16 protein-coding genes are annotated in these 16,924 nt (G+C 62.1%); 7 read left to right on the forward strand and 9 right to left on the reverse strand.

Annotation, left to right across the window (positions count from 1 at the left end):
* Nucleotides 1–55 precede the first annotated feature (55 nt).
* From AC1RTP_RS16400 to AC1RTP_RS16410, 3 genes are all read right to left on the reverse strand, one after another.
* On the reverse strand, nt 56–904 hold the full coding sequence (locus tag AC1RTP_RS16400; RefSeq protein WP_498608694.1) for a haloalkane dehalogenase: 849 nt from the start codon (nt 902–904) through the stop codon (nt 56–58).
* Nucleotides 905–1,035: 131 nt separating this feature from the next.
* Nucleotides 1,036–1,659 carry a glutathione S-transferase family protein gene (locus AC1RTP_RS16405; protein WP_498608695.1) on the reverse strand — a complete coding sequence of 208 codons (624 nt, stop codon included), beginning with the start codon at nt 1,657–1,659 and terminating at the stop codon, nt 1,036–1,038.
* 64 nt (nt 1,660–1,723) lie between these two features.
* Complete coding sequence (locus AC1RTP_RS16410) at nt 1,724–2,416, reverse strand: helix-turn-helix transcriptional regulator (protein ID WP_498608696.1); 693 nt, start codon at nt 2,414–2,416, stop codon at nt 1,724–1,726.
* Nucleotides 2,417–2,468: 52 nt separating this feature from the next.
* Here AC1RTP_RS16410 and gntR point away from each other — a divergent pair, with 52 nt between their 5' ends.
* Nucleotides 2,469–3,497: an HTH-type transcriptional regulator GntR gene (gene gntR, locus AC1RTP_RS16415; RefSeq protein ID WP_498608697.1), complete on the forward strand. Its 1,029-nt coding sequence runs from the start codon at nt 2,469–2,471 to the stop codon at nt 3,495–3,497.
* A 43-nt stretch (nt 3,498–3,540) separates the two neighbouring features.
* On the opposite strand, the gene secF is transcribed toward gntR, so the two are convergent.
* From secF to queA, 5 genes are all read right to left on the reverse strand, one after another.
* Complete coding sequence (gene secF, locus AC1RTP_RS16420; protein WP_498608698.1) at nt 3,541–4,560, reverse strand: protein translocase subunit SecF; 1,020 nt, start codon at nt 4,558–4,560, stop codon at nt 3,541–3,543.
* A gap of 9 nt (nt 4,561–4,569) precedes the next feature.
* Nucleotides 4,570–6,426 carry a protein translocase subunit SecD gene (gene secD, locus AC1RTP_RS16425; protein ID WP_498608699.1) on the reverse strand — a complete coding sequence of 619 codons (1,857 nt, stop codon included), beginning with the start codon at nt 6,424–6,426 and terminating at the stop codon, nt 4,570–4,572.
* A gap of 59 nt (nt 6,427–6,485) precedes the next feature.
* The gene (gene yajC, locus AC1RTP_RS16430; protein WP_498608700.1) at nt 6,486–6,812 is read right to left on the reverse strand and encodes a preprotein translocase subunit YajC; all 327 of its coding nucleotides are present in this window, start codon (nt 6,810–6,812) and stop codon (nt 6,486–6,488) included.
* Nucleotides 6,813–6,917: 105 nt separating this feature from the next.
* The gene (tgt, locus tag AC1RTP_RS16435) at nt 6,918–8,057 is read right to left on the reverse strand and encodes a tRNA guanosine(34) transglycosylase Tgt (protein WP_498608701.1); all 1,140 of its coding nucleotides are present in this window, start codon (nt 8,055–8,057) and stop codon (nt 6,918–6,920) included.
* 9 nt (nt 8,058–8,066) lie between these two features.
* Nucleotides 8,067–9,092, reverse strand: a complete 1,026-nt coding sequence (queA, locus tag AC1RTP_RS16440) for a tRNA preQ1(34) S-adenosylmethionine ribosyltransferase-isomerase QueA (RefSeq protein ID WP_498608702.1) — start codon at nt 9,090–9,092, stop codon at nt 8,067–8,069.
* A gap of 66 nt (nt 9,093–9,158) precedes the next feature.
* Between queA and recG the strand changes: the two genes are divergently transcribed.
* Nucleotides 9,159–11,237, forward strand: a complete 2,079-nt coding sequence (gene recG, locus AC1RTP_RS16445) for an ATP-dependent DNA helicase RecG (protein WP_498608703.1) — start codon at nt 9,159–9,161, stop codon at nt 11,235–11,237.
* Here recG and AC1RTP_RS16450 read toward each other — a convergent pair.
* Entirely contained in the window at nt 11,234–11,719 is a 486-nt protein-coding gene (locus tag AC1RTP_RS16450; RefSeq protein WP_498608704.1) for a Cif family virulence factor, read from the reverse strand. The two genes, recG and AC1RTP_RS16450, sit on opposite strands and share 4 nt — an antisense overlap.
* A 98-nt stretch (nt 11,720–11,817) precedes the next feature.
* On the opposite strand from AC1RTP_RS16450, the gene AC1RTP_RS16455 reads away from it, so the two are divergent.
* From AC1RTP_RS16455 to AC1RTP_RS16475, 5 genes are all read left to right on the forward strand, one after another.
* Entirely contained in the window at nt 11,818–12,192 is a 375-nt protein-coding gene (locus tag AC1RTP_RS16455; protein ID WP_155455261.1) for a BlaI/MecI/CopY family transcriptional regulator, read from the forward strand.
* Between the two features lie 4 nt (nt 12,193–12,196).
* Nucleotides 12,197–13,753 carry a peptidoglycan DD-metalloendopeptidase family protein gene (locus AC1RTP_RS16460; protein ID WP_498608705.1) on the forward strand — a complete coding sequence of 519 codons (1,557 nt, stop codon included), beginning with the start codon at nt 12,197–12,199 and terminating at the stop codon, nt 13,751–13,753.
* 71 nt (nt 13,754–13,824) lie between these two features.
* On the forward strand, nt 13,825–15,897 hold the full coding sequence (locus tag AC1RTP_RS16465; protein WP_498608706.1) for a TonB-dependent receptor plug domain-containing protein: 2,073 nt from the start codon (nt 13,825–13,827) through the stop codon (nt 15,895–15,897).
* Nucleotides 15,898–15,965: 68 nt separating this feature from the next.
* Complete coding sequence (locus AC1RTP_RS16470) at nt 15,966–16,706, forward strand: M23 family metallopeptidase (RefSeq protein ID WP_498608707.1); 741 nt, start codon at nt 15,966–15,968, stop codon at nt 16,704–16,706.
* Between the two features lie 75 nt (nt 16,707–16,781).
* The coding region (locus AC1RTP_RS16475; protein WP_498608714.1) for a transposase at nt 16,782–16,924 on the forward strand (143 nt) is incomplete at its 3' end.

The following is a 16,924-nucleotide window of genomic DNA, read 5'->3' on the forward strand; positions in this document are numbered from 1 at the left end:
CAAATGGACAAATGCGGAGCATTTGTCCATTTGCTCGACCTGACCCCGACTTTAATCAAGGAAGCCATGCGGCGATGGAGCGGCCGATGGTGTGGGGGTGGTCTTCCTGTATGTTGTGTGTGCCTTCGCCGAGTTCAACCAGCTTGCAATTTGTGAGCTTCGCGGCGTAGCGGTCGGCGACGGCGCGTGGAGTCAGTACGCCGTTTGGACTAAACAGGATCAGCTTGGGATACTGGGCTGTGGCCATGATCGCTTCGTTGCGCTCAATCAGCTGGTAGACGTCGGAAGGTTCGCCGGCGATCGGCATCATGCGAGGGAAGGCCAACATGGGCTTGCGCGATTCCGGTGTTGGGAATGGTGCGCGGTAGGCGTCCATTTCTTCCACAGTCAGCGGACGCAGCGAGCCTTTGGGCAGCATCTGTTCGATGAAGGCGTTCTGCTGCAGCACGAAGTCTTCGCCGGTGCCGGGGCCGCGCATCAGCTTGAAGCGTTCGCGTGCTTGTTCGAGCGGGTGGAAATCTTCCCACGTCGGGCTGGGGCGTACGAATTCCATCAGCGCTAGGCCGCGTACCTTTATCGGGTAGCGTGCTGCCAGGTGGATGGCCAGCGCGCCGCCCCAGTCCTGGCCTACCAGCGTGAACTGTTCGACTTCCATTTTTTGGAGGAAGCCTTCCAGGTAGGCGGCGTGTTCAAGGAAGCTGTATTCAATATCGGGCTTGCCGGATGCGCCGAAGCCGATCAGGTCGGGCGCCAGACACCAGGCCTTGTCGGCCACATGCGGCATGATGTCGCGCCAGATAAAGGAGTGTGTTGGGTTGCCGTGCAAGAAAATCACTGCGTGCGAGCCGCGCTCGCCGAGTTCGCGATAGGCGATGCTTGAATCGAGTACTGGGATGGATTGCATGATGTCTCTCTCAGAAAAAAAACGCCCACTCCGGAGAGTGGGCCAAGTCCAAAACTAGGGATGTCCTGAAAGAGACGATTCCATCTTATGATTTGGACCGGCCACCCTCTGTGCGTCACTTCACACATGCATTAAAAAGGCCAAGGCGTTTCCGTGTTCTTCCATGCCGGCAGCTGCTGGATGCGTTCGAACCAGGCCAGCATATGCGCGTATTGCTCGACCGGAACCTTGGCGCGGCCCAGGTACATCAGCGGCGCAGCAACGGCGAAGTCGGCCAGCGTCAGCTTGTCGCCGCTCAGCCATTGACGGGTGGCCAGGTGTTTGTCGAGCACGGCGGAATGCTCGTGCACGTAGCGCTCGCCTTTTGCGATTTCGACCGGATCAGGGCCTTCGCCGGTGACCAGTTTCTTCCACAGGTATTCCCAGGTCAGGATGCCGATGGCTGGTGCGAAATGCTGTGCGCCGAAGAACATCCAGCGGTTGATGTCGGCGCGCTCTTTCAGGCCGCGTGGGTAGAGGTCTTCCGCGCCGGCTTTGTCGGCCAGGTATTGCATGATCGCGCAGGATTCCCACAACTGCAGGCCATCGTCTTCCAGCGCAGGCACCTTGCCGCAGATGTTCACTTCTTCCAGGCGCTTGCGGTCGGCTTCGCTGGCGAAGTCGATCAGTTGCTCGTCGAGCTTGATGCCGAGCTGGCTTGCAACCAGCAATACACGGCGGGCGTTAGAGGAGAGTGGGTTGTGATAGAGGCGCATCGCTTAACTCCTTGTTGGATTGATCGAATGCGTCCATCGTAACCAAGGCCCCTGACAGTTTCTGTCAGGAGTCTTCAACAATGGCGTTTTCTTCGCGCCAGGTTTTCAGCAATTCGTGACGGGGTTTTGGATAGCGTTCTGCAAGTGCATCGACCTGCGTGATGCGGTCGATGCGGAAGTGACGGTTGGCCTTGCGCATCTCGCACCAGGCGGCGAGCAGGCGCCGCCCGCCATAGAAGGCCAGCGCGAACGGCCACACGGTGCGCTCGGAGGTGATGCCGCTTTCGTCGTTGTAATGGATGCGCATTTTGTGCTGGCGGCGGATCGCTTCCCGCGTGGGCTGCACGAACTCGTCGTGCTCGGGCGTGTCACTCACCAGTGGCACCCACAGGCTGGTGTCGGCCATATCGTCGCGCAAGTCCTTGGGAGTAGCGGTGGCGATCTTGGCGAGCGCATTGGCGGCAGCTTGCGCGAGGGCCGGATCGCCTTGCCGGCGCACCCAGCGCGCGCCGAGCACCAGCGCTTCCAGCTCGTCGACGTCGAACATTAGCGGCGGCAGGAAGAAGCCGCTGCGCAGCAGGTAGCCCAGGCCGGCCGAACCTTCAACCGGTGCGCCGAGTTCGGCCAGGGTTTGCATGTCGCGATAAATCGTGCGTTCGGATACACCCAGCTGTGCGGCCAGCGCTGCTGCGGTGACGGGACGTCGGTTGCCGCGCATGGCATCCATCAGCTGGAACAGGCGGCCGGTACGGCTCATTGCTGCTCCCCAATTTACGAGGCGTGCAGCTTAACATAGATATAATCGACGGATGAGCAAGAGTCCAACTACCAAAAGCCGCGCACTTGGCAAGGTCACCTTGTCCGATGTCGCCGCCCACGCAGGCGTGGCGCCCATGACGGCGTCGCGCGCCATTAATCAACCGGAGCTGGTCTCCGCCCTGCTGCGCGAACGGGTGGACAAGGCGGTGCTGGAGCTGGGCTATGTGCCCAACCGGGCGGCGCGCGCCCTGGCTTCGGCGCAATCGAAGGTGATCGTGGTCCTGGTGCCTTCGCTGTCGAACGCGGTGTTCACGGCGGTGCTGGCCGGCATCCAGGATGCGCTCGATCCCTGCAATTACCAGATCCTGATCGGCAATACGCGCTATTCCGATGCGGAAGAGGAAAAGCTGCTGGCAACTTACATGCAGTCGAACCCGGACGGCATCCTGCTGAGCGGCCTGACCCACAGCCCGCGCGTGCAGCAGATGCTGGCCACGTCGCGCGTGCCGGTGGTGTCGATGATGGACCTGTCGTCGGAGCCGGGCGCGATGTCGGTCGGCTTCTCGCAGGAAGACGCGGGATACACCATGACGCGCTACCTGATCGACAAGGGTCGCAAGCGCATCGGCTATATGGCCGCCCAGCTCGACGAACGTACGCTGAAACGCGGTGATGGCTACCGCCGGGCGATGGAGGAGGCAGGCTTGTCCGACCCTGCGCTGGAGCTGATGTGCCCCGATCCGTCCACCATTGCGCTGGGCGCCGAGCTGCTGGGGCGCATGCTGTCCAATATGCCGGGGCTGGACGCGATCTTCTGCTGTAACGATGACTTGGCGCACGGCGCCATCTTCCAGTGCCAGCGGCGCGGCATCAAGGTGCCCGAACAGCTGGCGATCTGCGGTTTCAACGACCTCCCCGCCTCCGCGTGGATGAAACCATCGGTGACCACCGTCGGCACGCCGCGCTACCAGACCGGCTTCGAAGCGGCCAACCTGCTGTTGGCCAGCATCCGCGGCAACGAGATCCCGGCGACGCGCATCGACCTTGGTTTCACGCTTGTGACACGCGAAAGCGCATAAAAAAAGGCAGCCGGTTGGCTGCCTTTTTTACGGAGTGCGTCGATTAAACGACTGCGCCGTCGGTTTCGTCTTTTTCCTTGATCGGCTTGATCAGGTCTTCGCGCTTCACGCCCAGCCACATGGCCACGGCTGCTGCCACGAACACGGAGGAGTAAATACCGAAGCAGATACCGATGGTCAACGCCACTGCGAAGTAGTGCAGGGTCGGGCCGCCCAGGAACAGCATCGACAGCACCATCATCTGGGTACAGCCGTGGGTGATGATGGTACGCGAGATGGTGGAGGTGATCGCGTTGTCGATCACTTCATGCACGGTCATCTTGCGCTGCTTGCGGAAGTTCTCACGGATTCGGTCGAAAATAACCACCGATTCGTTGACCGAGTAACCCAGCACAGCCAGCACGGCCGCCAGGACGGTCAGCGAGAATTCCCACTGGAAGAAGGCGAAGAAGCCCAGGATGATCACCACGTCATGCAAGTTGGCGATGATCGCCGCCACTGCGAATTTCCATTCGAAGCGGACAGCCAGGTAGATCATCACGCCGACCACCACCATGATCAGGGCGTTCAGGCCGTTGGTCGCCAGTTCTTCGCCGACCTGCGGGCCGACGAATTCAACCTTCTGCAGCGAGACGCCTTCGGAGCCGTCGGCGTGCATACAGGCGCTCTTCTGCTCGTGGGCGCCCTTCTCGGTCACCTTGTCGACCTGGGTCACGTTACCTTGCTCAGCCTTGCACAGCTCTCCGAACACTTTGGCTGCGGTGTTGGCAGCGGAAGCGCCCTTCTCATTAGGCAAGCGGATCATGGCGTCGCGGGCGGTGTCGATGCTCGACACTTCAGGGTGGTAGCCCAGCGCGGTCAGCGTATTACGCACGCCTTCCAGGTTCGCCGCTTGCGGATACTTCACTTCCATCACGGTGCCGCCGGTGAACTCCACCGAGAACTTCAGATGGTTGGTGACCAGGAAGAACACGGCCGCCACGAAGGTCAGCGCCGAAATCACGTTGAAGACCAACGCATGGCGCATGAACGGGATGTCTTTATGGATGCGGAAAAATTCCATCTCTATTCCTTAGTTCGCTGGTTTCCAGACAGTGCCGATCGACAGCGACTGCAGTTTCTTCTTACGGCCGTACCACAGGTTCACCACGCCGCGCGAAACGAAGACTGCGGAGAACATCGAGGTCAGGATACCCAGGCTGTGCACCACAGCGAAGCCGCGCACCGGACCGGAACCGAACACCAGCAGCGCGATACCCACGATCAGGGTGGTCACGTTCGAGTCCAGGATGGTGTGCCAGGCGTGCTCGAAACCGGCGGAAATCGCCGACTGCGGGTTGGCGCCATTACGCAGCTCTTCGCGGATACGTTCGTTAATCAGCACGTTGGAGTCAATCGCCATACCCAGCGCCAGCGCGATAGCCGCGATACCCGGCAGGGTCAGGGTCGCCTGCAGTTTCGACAGGACAGCGATCAGCAGCAGCAGGTTGATGGCCAGGGCCAGCACGCTGAAACCACCGAACATCATGTAGTAGATGATCATGAACACGGCAATCGCGGCAAAGCCGTACATCGTGGCGTGGAAGCCTTTGGCAATGTTTTCAGCGCCCAGTGCAGGACCGACGGTACGCTGTTCGATCACTTCCATCGGAGCATACAGCGCGCCGGCGCGCAGCAGCAGCGCCAGTTCGGCCGAGTTTTCCATTGAGCCCATACCGGTGATGTTGAAGCGGCCGCCCAGCTCCTGCTGGATGGTCGCCACCGACAGCACTTCCGCCTTCTTCTTCTCGAACAGCACGATGGACATCTTCTTGCCGACGCGGTCGCGGGTTGCGTCGCGCATCTTGCGGCCGCCGTCGCCGTTCAGTTCAATGCCGACCGCAGGACGCTGATCCTGGTCGAAAGTAGCGGTAGCGCTGGAGATGTAATCGCCGGTCAGCACCACGTCTTTGTACAGCACGACAGGCACGCCCTTACCGACGGTGAACAGCTCGGAGTTGTAAGGGATCGAAGCGGTCAGTTCGGTGCCCGGGGTCACGGTCTCGTCAACCATGCGGATTTCCAGGGTCGCGGTACGGCCGATGATGTCCTTGGCTCGCGCGGCATCCTGCACACCCGGCAGCTGCACCACGATACGGTCAGGGCCCTGCTGCTGGATTACCGGCTCGCTCACGCCCAGTTCATTCACACGCTTGCTCAGGGTCGCGATGTTCTGTTGCACGCCGTTGTCCAGGGTCGCTTTCAGGGCGGCCGGCTTCAGGGTGGCCACCAGGCGCAACTCGTCGCCTTCAGCGGTTTCCGCGATGTTCAGGTCTGGCTGCTGGTCGATGATGATGGCCTTGCCTTGCTGACGGCTCGCGTCGTCGCGGAATTTGATCACAACGGTATTGCCCGAACGGTCAACGACAGCGCGCACGTTCTTGTCGCGCAGCTGGGACTTGATGGCCGCTTGCGTGCCCTGCATACGCTTGGTCAGCGCTGCCTGGGTGTCCACCTGCATCAGGAAGTGCACGCCGCCGCGCAAGTCCAGGCCCAGGTACATCGGCAGTGCGCCGACAGCGCGCATCCAGCCCGGCGTATTGGACACCAGGTTGACGGTGACGATATAGGTAGGGTCGTTCGGGTCGGCGTTCAGGCCTTTTTCAAGTGCCAGGCGGCCCTTGAACTGGCTGTCGGTATCGGCAAAGCGGGCGCGCACGGATGCGTGCAGGCCCGAGCCGTCCAGCGCTACGCCGTCGGTCTTGATGTTGGCTTGCTTCAGCAGGGATTCCACCTGTGTGGCCAGGGCCGCGTTCACCTTGACGGTGGACTTGCCGCTGGTGACCTGCAGTGCAGGCGATTCGCCGAAGTAGTTAGGCGCCGTGTACAGGGCGCCCAACAGCACCACCACGACGATAAGGATGTATTTCCAGATTGGATAACGATTCATAGTCTTCAGCGTTCAGGCAATAACAAAACAGGCGGCGAAATCGCCGCCTGCGCCGGTTATCACAGGCTCTTCAGGGTGCCCTTCGGCAGCTGGGAGGAAATGGCGTGCTTCTGCACGATCATCTCGGTGTTGCCCACTTCGATGGTCACGTGCTGGTCGGTCACCTTGGACACTTTGCCCAGGACGCCGCCGATGGTGACCACTTCGTCGCCCTTTGCCAGGGCTTCCATCATGGCTTTCTGCTCTTTCGCACGCTTTTGCTGCGGGCGAATCATCAGGAAGTACATCACCACGAACATCAGTACGAGTGGTGCGAAGGTGGTCAGGTTGCCCATCATGCCGGCGTCGGCGGCTGCGGATTGGGCATATGCGTTGGAAATGAACACGTTGACTCCAGTTGTTCTAGTTAAAAACGGGTTTGTTAAAAAATCAGGCGGTGTATTCTAGCACCGCCACTGCTGCCCACCTATATATAGGCGGGTTGTCAGGATTTAAATACCACGCGCACGATCTGCGTGGAATTGTTGCACCCAGTCCGGGAAGCGGTCTGCATCCAGGGCATCGCGCATCTGCTGCATGATGTCGAGGTAGTAATGCAGGTTGTGGATGGTGTTCAGGCGGGCCCCCAGGATCTCCTGCGCACGGTGCAGGTGGTGCAGGTAGGCGCGGCTGAAGTTGCGGCAGGTGTAGCAGGAGCAGCTTGCGTCCAGCGGTTCCTTATCATCCTTATAACGCGCATTCTTGATCTTGACGTCGCCGAAGCGGGTGAAGATCCAGCCGTTACGGGCATTCCGGGTCGGCATCACGCAGTCGAACATGTCGACCCCGTTGGCCACGCCGTTCACCAGGTCTTCCGGGGTGCCGACGCCCATCAGGTAGTGCGGCTTGTTCTCCGGCAGGCGCGGGCCGACGTGGGCCAGGATGCGCATCATGTCTTCTTTTGGCTCGCCGACCGACAGGCCGCCGATTGCCAGGCCCGGGAAATTGATCTTTTCCAGGCCTTCCAGCGACTCGTCGCGCAGGTTTTCGTACATGCCGCCCTGGACGATGCCGAACAGCGCGTTCGGGTTTTCGCCGGCCTTGAACTCGTTCATCGAGCGCTGCGCCCAGCGCAGGGACATGCGCATCGACTTGGCGGCTTCTTCCAGCGTGGCCGGACGGCCGTCGATTTCGTACGGGGTGCATTCGTCGAACTGCATCACGATGTCCGAATTCAGCACGCGCTGGATCTGCATCGAGATTTCAGGGGACAGGAACAGCTTGTCGCCGTTGATCGGCGAGTTGAAGGTCACGCCTTCCTCGGTGATCTTGCGCATTTCGCCCAGCGAGAACACCTGGAAGCCGCCGGAGTCGGTCAGGATAGGCTTGTCCCAGCCCATGAAGCCGTGCAGGCCGCCGAACTTGGACATCACGTCGTTACCAGGGCGCAGCCACAGGTGGAAAGTATTGCCCAGGATGATCTGGGCGCCGATTTCCTTCAGCTCCAGCGGCGACATGGCCTTGACGGAGCCGTAGGTACCAACCGGCATGAAGATCGGGGTCTGCACCTCACCGTGATTGAGCTTGACCGTGCCGCGGCGGGCGTGGGTCTTGCCGGTGGTGTCTTTTTTAATCAGTTTAAATTCCAGCATCGGTATTCCTTATGCTCTATTAGGCGTCGTCAGCAGCATGGCGTCGCCATAGCTGAAGAAGCGGTATTCGTTCGCGATCGCGTGCTGGTAAGCGTGGCGGATCTCGGTAAAGCCTGCGAAAGCGCTGACCAGCATCAGCAGGGTCGATTTCGGCAGGTGGAAATTGGTGACAAGGCGGGTCACCGTCTTGAATTTGTAGCCCGGGGTGATGAACAGGTTGGTGTCGCCGCTGCCGGCTTCCAGCTTGCCGCTTTGCGAGGCCGATTCCAGTGCGCGCAGGGAGGTCGTGCCAACCGCCACCACGTCGCGGCCGGCGGCGCGTGCTTCGGCCACGGCATCCACGGTCTCCTGCGGCATGGTGTACCACTCGGTGTGCATCTTATGTTCGGCCAGGTTCTCGGTGCGCACGGGCTGGAAGGTGCCTGCGCCCACGTGCAGGGTCACATAGGCAAACTTCACGCCCTTGTCCTTCAGCTTTTGCAGCAGCGCTTCATCGAAGTGCAGGCCAGCGGTTGGCGCAGCCACGGCGCCAGGCACCTTGTTGAACACCGTCTGGTAGCGGGTTTCGTCCACTTCGCCCGGCGCGTGCTCGATGTATGGCGGCAGCGGCAGGCGGCCGTATTGCTCGATCAGGTCGAACACGTCGGCATCGAAGTGCAGGGTATAGAATTCGCCGGCGCGCTCGCCCACAGTTACGTCGAAGGCGTCGGCCAGGCGGATCTTTACGCCGGGACCGGGCGACTTCGAAGCGCGCACCTGGGCCAGCACGGTGCGGGTATCCAGCACGCGCTCCACCAGGGCTTCGACCTTGCCGCCGCTGTCCTTCACGCCGAAGAAACGGGCCTTCAGCACGCGGGTATTGTTCATCACCAGCAGGTCGCCGGCCTGCAGCTGGTCGACGATGTCGGTGAACTGGCGGTCGTGCAAAGTCTTGCCGTCCACGTGCAGGAGGCGCGATGCGCTGCGGTCCGGAAGAGGAAATTGCGCAATTCGCTCTGGCGGCAAGTTAAAATCGAAATCGGATAGCGAGTACATTGACGGACTACTAAAACTGTTGGGCAACCCTCTATTTTACTTTATCTGCCCAAAAATCACGCAAAAATGCCGGAAACGAAGCACAAGAAGCCTGCCGCAGCCAAAAAACCAGCCGCCACCGCCGAGAGCAAGCTTGCCAAGCTTGGCCTGCGCACGGATATGGACCTGGTGCTGCATCTCCCGATGCGCTATGAGGATGAGACGGAGGTCCTGACCATCCGTGAAGCCTGCATGCGCGGCGGCGAGGTGTCGCAGGTGGAGGGCGTGGTCACGTCCAACGAAATCGCCTACAAGCCGCGCCGCCAGTTGCTGGTGCATATCGCCGACGAAACGGGCGATATCCAGCTGCGCTTCATGAATTTCTACGGCAGCCAGGTCAAGCAGCTGGCCGAGGGCACCCGCATGCGGGCGCGCGGCGAAGTGCGCCACGGCTTCTTCGGCGCCGAGATGGTGCACCCGGCCTACAAGATCGTGAACGAAGGCGCGCCGCTGCCGACGGCCCTCACCCCGGTCTACCCTTCCGGCGAAGGCCTGTCCCAGCTGGTGCTGCGCCGCGCAATTGCCGATGCGATGAAGCGCGTGGACTGGACCGACACCTTGCCGCCGGAAGTGCTCAAGACCCTGCGCCTGCATCCGCTTGAAACGGCCGTGCGCACCCTGCACTATCCGCCGCCGCAAATCGACGAGAACGCGCTGATCGACCGCACCCACCCAGCGTGGACGCGCGTGAAGTTCGACGAGCTGCTGGCGCAGCAGCTGTCCCTTAAACGGGCGCAGCGCGCACGCCGTGCCAAAGGCGCCGCAAAGCTGGCTAAAGTGGGCACCCTGTCGTCCGCCTTCGAAGCCTCGCTGCCGTTCAAGCTGACCAAGGCCCAGCAGCGCGTGCTGAAGGAAATTCGCGAAGACATCAAGCAGCCCTACCCGATGCAGCGCCTGCTGCAAGGCGATGTAGGCAGCGGCAAGACCATCGTGGCCGCACTGGCGGCGGCGCAAGCCATCGACAGCGGCTACCAGGCCGCGCTGATGGCGCCGACCGAGATCCTGGCCGACCAGCATTTCCGCAAGATTGCGGCGTGGCTGGAACCGCTGGGAGTAAAGGTCGCATGGCTGACCGGCAGCCTGAAAAAGAAAGAGAAGGAAGCAGCGTATGCGCTGGTGGAATCGGGCGAAGCGCAACTGGTGATCGGCACCCACGCCATCATCCAGGACGCCGTGCAGTTTGCGAAACTGGGCCTGGTGATCGTGGACGAACAACACCGCTTCGGCGTCGGCCAGCGCCTGACCTTGCGCAACAAAGGTAATGGCGACAACGTGCCGCACCAGCTGATGATGTCCGCCACGCCGATCCCGCGCACGCTGGCCATGACTTACTACGCCGATCTCGAAGTATCGGTGATCGACGAGCTGCCGCCCGGCCGCACGCCGATCGTCACCGCCGTGGTGGACCAGAACCGCCGCGACGAAGTGATCGCCCGCGTGCATGCCGCCGCGCAGGAAGGCCGGCAAGCTTATTGGGTCTGCCCGCTGATCGAGGAATCGGAAGCACTGCAATTGCAGACAGCGACTGAGACCTATGAAACGCTGGCCGCCGCCTTGCCCGACTTGCGCGTCGGTCTGGTGCACGGCCGCCTGAAGCCTGCCGAAAAAGCGGAAGTGATGGACGCATTCGCCGCCGGCGACATCCACGTTCTTGTGGCGACGACGGTGATCGAGGTCGGCGTGGACGTGCCGAACTCCTCGCTGATGGTGATCGAACACGCCGAGCGCTTCGGCTTGTCGCAGCTGCACCAGCTGCGCGGCCGTGTGGGTCGCGGTTCGGCGGCTTCGGTCTGCCTGCTGCTGTATCAAAGCCCGCTTGGCCCAGTGGCCAAGCAGCGCCTGATGACCATGCGCGAAACCACGGACGGTTTTGAAATCGCGCGCCGCGACCTGGAAATCCGCGGCCCCGGCGAATTCCTCGGTTCGCGCCAATCCGGCCAGGCCATGCTGCGCTTCGCCGACCTGGAAACGGACGGCTGGCTGGTCGACCAGGCGCGCGACGTCGCGCACGCCCTTTTGCACGAAGCAACGCCCGCCAACAAAGCCACGGTGGAAGCCCACCTGGAACGATGGCTCGGCGGCCGCGAAGAATTCCTGAAGGTTTAATTCCTGCTGGTCGGCGTCGCGACCAGCGATTCCACTTCCGCGGTCAGCGAAATAATGCGCGGCACGCCATCCACCAGCGCGATCTCCGCCTTCTGCTTGCTGAGCGACTCCATGCGCTCACCCGGCAGCAGCACAACTTCCTTGGCCACATCGCGCGCCGTGGCGCTGTGACCGTTGGCGGACAGCGCGACTTCGCGGTTGCTGACCTCATAGGTCGATTGCAGCTGCACTTTCCACAGCCCTTCCAGCATAGTCTTGTACTCGCCCACGCTCATGCGCGACAAGCCGCCGCCGGTGCCCGGCATCGAGACCATGATCATGGCGTTCGGCGCGAAATTGGCGATCAGGCGGTCGGCGTCGTGGCGCTGGACCGAGGTTTCCATATCGCCCATCACGGTGCGCACCTCCGCCTCGGTCAGGCGCTTGCTGCTGCAGCCGAGAATGGCGGAAAGTATTGTGATAATGATTGCAAGTTTCTTCATATACTCAATGATACATTATGTGACACGTGTCACATAAACTCCTTGCCTTCGCGCGACACCTGTCGCACAATGCCGTCATACGTCACAAGGAGCTCCCAATGGCCATTCCATCGATTACCGAATTGACGCTGCTCAAAGCCCTGTGGAAGCAGCAACCGCTCAGCGCCCGTGAAATCCATGACCGCGTGGAGGAAGAACTGGCCTGGTCCTTCTCGTCCACCCGCAAGACCCTGGAACGCATGCTGGAAAAAGGCATGATCAGCCAACATTCGGCCCATGGTATGAACGTATACGCGCCAGTGGTCGAAAAGGTTGAAACGCTGGCCGAATTTGCACACGATTTTTCGCACCGAGTGATGGAAATGAGCGCTCCACTGCCGGTGAACATGTTCACTGGCTCCAAGCTGGTCAACCAGCACGAGCTGAAAGAGCTGGAGCAATTGCTCAGCGAATGGCCGGAAGATAAGGAGTAACGCGATGTTCGCACTGGTATTCCTGCAGGCGAGCATTGCCAGCCTGCTGGCGGGCGCCGGCGCCTGGCTGCTGCTACGCACCGCCGCCCGCACCTGGCCCGGCCTGGAAGCGCGCCGCACGCCATGGCTGCTCGGCGCCACTGCCGCCGCCCTGACACTGGCCCTCGGCCTGCTGCCCGCCTCTTCGCGCCTCAGCATCGTCCCCTCCATCGAGCTGCCCGCAGTGCTCTCGCCCGCCGCCAGTCCGCGCGCGGTCATCGCCGACACCTCCGCCCACGCGATCGATGCCAATGTCGATGAAGCGTCCTTCGACGAGCACGACGCCGCGCCAATCCAACCAGCGCCAGCACTGCTATGGCTAGGCTACTCCTGGCTGGCCCTTTACAGCGCAGGCTTAGCCTTCAGCGCTACCCGCTGGCTGCTAGCCAAACGACGCCTGGACTCCCTGCTCGCAGCCTCGCAGCGCCTGGACAAGCAAGCCCTGACCACCCACGCCGGTTTCGCGACCCTGCACCGCAAGCTCCCGGAAGTGCGAGAAATCGAGGCCCCCATTGCCCCAATGCTGGTCGGCCTGCTGCACCCCATCCTGCTCCTGCCACGCCACTTGCGAGACTTCGACCCCGCCCAACAGCGCCTGGTCATCGAACACGAACTAACCCACCTCGCCCGCCGCGACCCGCTGTGGATGTACGCCAGCTTCCTCCTGCAAGCAGCGCAATGGTTCAACCCCATGGTCGCGCGCCTCGGCCGCCAAATGGCATGGGCGCAGGAACTAAGCTGCGACCGCACCGTGCTGCAAGGCCGCCCCTCCGCACAGCGCCGCGCCTACGCCGCCGCACTGGTCGCGCAAATGCGCATGCAAGCAACGCCCGACCACGCCACCGCCCTCGCCTTCGGCGGACGCGTTGTCGACGCAGTCGCCGCCCGCATCAACATGATCCGCGACGGCGTTCCCGCCATGCCGCGCGCAGTCACCGGCGCACTGGGCTGGGCCGCCCTCCCCGCCGTGCTGGCCGCCAGCATCCTGCTGCAACCCGCCTTCGCCTGGCGCATCGACACCACGCCTGGCGCCGTCACCGCCGCGCAACCGCTGCCGGACTTCGCGTCCCTGCCCCATTGGCAAGCCCCCATGGCCCGCCTGCGTGTCAGCGCCTTCTTCGGCATCCTGCACGCCCCAACCGGCCGCAAACACAACGGCATGGACTTCGCCACGGCCAAAGGAACCCCAATCGTCGCCCCTGCAGACGGCATAGTCATCGCCTCCACTAACCGCTACATGGGCGAAGACAAATGGGGCGAAGTCATCGCCATCGAACACCCCAACGGCCTGCGCTCCCTCTACGCCCACATGGACAAACGCAAGGTGAAAGAAGGCGACCATGTCACTGCAGGCCAGCAAATCGGCACCAGCGGCGCCTCCGGCAAAGCCACCGGCCCCCACCTGCACATGGAAGTCACCCGAAACGGCGAAAACATCGACCCACAAGCCTTGTTAGGCAACCTGGAATCGAACGCCACCAAAACCGCGCTGCAACGCCTCAAAGCCAGCCGCTCCAGCTAATCCACACCGCCGCCCCTGACCACATGCCGCGCACCGCTCGGCAGTGGCGGCGCTCGCCCTAAGGAAACGCAATGAAGAAAACAGCATTCATGCTGGCCGCCGCGCTGGCAGGCCAAACCGCATCCGCACAACAGGTGGTCGAAATCAAAACCGCCAAGCTGGACCAGCGTAAGGAAGACACAGCCAGCACCGTCGTCCTGACACGCGAAGACCTCGCAGCCAATAGCGACCGCACCCTCGCCGACGCCCTGCGCCGCCTGCCCGGCATCACCATTAGCGACAGCGCCGGCATACGAATGCGCGGCCTGGGCAACGGCTACACGCAAGTGCTGTTGAATGGCCAGCCCGCCCCCAACGGCTTCTCGCTGGACAGCCTCCCGCCCGAACTGATCGAACGCGTCGAAGTATTGCGCACCGCATCCGCCGTGCTGGGAACACAATGCATCGCCGGCACCATTAACATCGTGCTGCGCAAATCCGTCAGCCGCAGCACTCAGGAAATACAGTTCGGCCTCGACACCCTGCACGGCGCCTGGTCACCCCGCCTCACCGCGCAATCCACCGGCAAAGCAGACGGCTGGTCGCACAACGTCAGCGCCGTGCTATCGCGCACCAGCACGCCCGCCGATCGCACCATCACCGAAAGTGCTCCCGGCCTGCAACGCACCACACGCTCACACGAAGACAACGTCGGCGAATCCCTCAACCTCAGCCCCCGCCTGAACTGGACCACGGCCGACGGCGACAACTTCTCGCTGCAAACCATCGCGACCATCAACCGCCGCGACATCGCCTACCGCTCGCATGAAGAAGTGCAGCAAGGCGGATCCGGCGACTTCGCCGACGTACGCAGCCGCTTCCACATGCACGGCTACTTCCTGCGCAGCGAACTGACATGGCAACGCACGCTAAGCAGCGGCGCGCAATGGGAGCTCAAACTGGGCGGCAACAAAGCCCCGCGCAATACCGACTTCGATTTCACCGGCTCGCCATTGGCAGGTCCCGGCCCCACGCTGCGCCACGTCGATGGCGACATCCGCGAACATGGCTTCAACTACGGCGGCAAATATTCCCACCCAATCGGCAACGGCCACGCCCTCGTCGCCGGCTGGGACGGCTCCGCCCTGCAACGCATGCAAAGCCGCATCGAACACGAATACAACTACATCGGCGCGCTCAATTTCCTCAAGGACGACCGCTACGATGGCCGCATCGACCGCCTGGCCGCCTTCGCACAAGACGAATGGAAGCAAGGCGCCGACTCTTGGTCCGCCGGCATGCGCTGGGAAGCCATGAGCACCGAAGCCTGGGACCGTAACACCGCCCCCGTGCGCCAACGCAGCACCGTCTTCAGTCCGGTACTGGAATGGATGCGCAAGCTGCCCGGCGACAGCCAGCTGCGCGTGGGTGCAAGCCGCAGCTACAAAGCGCCGAACATGCTCGACCTGATTCCGCGCCGCTTCACCTCCGACAACAACAACAGCCAGACCAACCCGGACACCCAGGGCAATCCGGCACTGCGCCCGGAACTGGCGAGGGGTCTCGACGCCGGCATCGATTACTACTTCGCCAAGGACAGCTTGCTCAGTGCCAGCGCCTACGCGCGCTCCATCGACAACGTCATCCTCGTCTCGCTGCATAACGAAAACGGCCGCTGGGTCGCCATGCCAGCCAACCTTGGCGGCGCACGCGTCTTCGGCGCCACGCTGGAACTGCGCATGCCACTGACTCCGGCCCTTTCACTCCACACCAACGTCACCTTCAACCACTCCCGCCTCGACAGCGTGCCCGGCCCCGACAACCGCTTGGCAGATCAAACGCCAATCAGCGGCATGGCTACCCTGAGCTACAAACTCGCCGCGCTCACGCTCGATGCCGAGTACTCCTATGAAGCTGGAGGCGCCAGCCGCGATTCAGCCACCACCAGCACCATCGCTGCTTACCAGCGCAAGCTCGACCTGCGCGCCACGTGGAAGCAATCGCCCCGCCAGGAATGGCGACTCGCCCTGACCGACGTGCTGCACCCCGACCGCAGCACCGCCTACCGCTACGACGATCCCGCCACCGGCGCCTGGCGCCAATCGGCCATTGCCAGCCGTGGCGGCGCCACGATGCGCCTTAACTACAAGAGGAATTTCAACTGATGAAAGAAAAACTTGTCTGTTACTTACGAATTTGCCTTAAAGCACTGTGTGTGCGAAACTCGCCCGCTATGCCAAAGATCAATAACTTCCTGCTAATGGCCGTGCTGGCGGCCGCCAACATCGCGCAGACCGCTGCCGCGAAGCCGATGCCGCTGCCTGAGCCAATGGACATCCCGACGCCGCAACCTCAGCAGCAGTTGCAGCAAGAGGAAAAGGACGCGCTCTCGCAGCAATGGCGCCTGCCGCTCGAAGGAGGCCGCGTGAGCAGCTTCTTCGGCGCGTCGCGCGGACGCCGCGCACACGGCGGCATCGACTTCTCCGTACCGCGCAACACCCCAGTGATGGCAACCAATGACGGCACCGTGGTCGCATCCGGCATGGGCTACCTGGGAGACCGCAAATACGGCAACGTCGTCGTAATCGAACACGAAGGCGGCTTGCGTTCGCTGTACGCGCACCTGAACAAACGCAATGTGAGCGTAGGCGACACTGTCACCGCCGGCGAGTTGATCGGCCTGTCCGGCGCCACTGGGCACGCCACCGGCCCGCACCTGCACCTGGAAGCCTACGAGAACGGCACCCGCATCGACCCGAACCGCTTCATGTTGGCCAACCTGGAAGACAACGCACTGCCTTCGGCAATGCATGCCAAGCGCACCGGCGTTGAAGAAGTCCCGCCAGCCCCGCACACGCGCGGCAAAGCAGGCAAGAAAGACAAAGCCACCCGCGTCGCAAGCAGTGGCAGGACATCGAAGAAGAAGTCCACGCAGGTCGCCCAAAAGTCCAGCAAGTCCCACAAACGAGCCTAAGCTGGCGACAAAAAAAAGAAGCGGAGCCGATGAACTGAACCCCGAAAGTTGGACACCAACTTTCGGGGTTTTTCATTGGCAAAGTACACGACAGAATTCAAGCTGGAAGTTGTCCAGCGATATGCGTACGGAAATATCGGGAGCCAGACACTGGCTCATCAGTATGGCCTCAGCGATGGCCAGGTAAGGCACTGGGTGAATTTGTATCAAATGCACGG

This window comes from Pseudoduganella sp. GW821-FHT11H04, from assembly GCF_058807935.1.

What these genes read in the sequence shown, in the direction of transcription:
- AC1RTP_RS16455 (WP_155455261.1), top strand. Translation starts at nt 11,818, where the DNA reads ATGGCCATTCCATCGATTACCGAATTGACGCTGCTCAAAGCCCTGTGG.
- AC1RTP_RS16405 (WP_498608695.1), bottom strand. Translation starts at nt 1,659, where the DNA reads ATGCGCCTCTATCACAACCCACTCTCCTCTAACGCCCGCCGTGTATTG.
- tgt (WP_498608701.1), bottom strand. Translation starts at nt 8,057, where the DNA reads ATGCTGGAATTTAAACTGATTAAAAAAGACACCACCGGCAAGACCCAC.
- AC1RTP_RS16470 (WP_498608707.1), top strand. Translation starts at nt 15,966, where the DNA reads ATGCCAAAGATCAATAACTTCCTGCTAATGGCCGTGCTGGCGGCCGCC.
- AC1RTP_RS16400 (WP_498608694.1), bottom strand. Translation starts at nt 904, where the DNA reads ATGCAATCCATCCCAGTACTCGATTCAAGCATCGCCTATCGCGAACTC.
- gntR (WP_498608697.1), top strand. Translation starts at nt 2,469, where the DNA reads ATGAGCAAGAGTCCAACTACCAAAAGCCGCGCACTTGGCAAGGTCACC.
- AC1RTP_RS16450 (WP_498608704.1), bottom strand. Translation starts at nt 11,719, where the DNA reads ATGAAGAAACTTGCAATCATTATCACAATACTTTCCGCCATTCTCGGC.
- secD (WP_498608699.1), bottom strand. Translation starts at nt 6,426, where the DNA reads ATGAATCGTTATCCAATCTGGAAATACATCCTTATCGTCGTGGTGGTG.
- recG (WP_498608703.1), top strand. Translation starts at nt 9,159, where the DNA reads ATGCCGGAAACGAAGCACAAGAAGCCTGCCGCAGCCAAAAAACCAGCC.
- secF (WP_498608698.1), bottom strand. Translation starts at nt 4,560, where the DNA reads ATGGAATTTTTCCGCATCCATAAAGACATCCCGTTCATGCGCCATGCG.
- AC1RTP_RS16410 (WP_498608696.1), bottom strand. Translation starts at nt 2,416, where the DNA reads ATGAGCCGTACCGGCCGCCTGTTCCAGCTGATGGATGCCATGCGCGGC.
- queA (WP_498608702.1), bottom strand. Translation starts at nt 9,092, where the DNA reads ATGTACTCGCTATCCGATTTCGATTTTAACTTGCCGCCAGAGCGAATT.
- AC1RTP_RS16460 (WP_498608705.1), top strand. Translation starts at nt 12,197, where the DNA reads ATGTTCGCACTGGTATTCCTGCAGGCGAGCATTGCCAGCCTGCTGGCG.
- AC1RTP_RS16465 (WP_498608706.1), top strand. Translation starts at nt 13,825, where the DNA reads ATGAAGAAAACAGCATTCATGCTGGCCGCCGCGCTGGCAGGCCAAACC.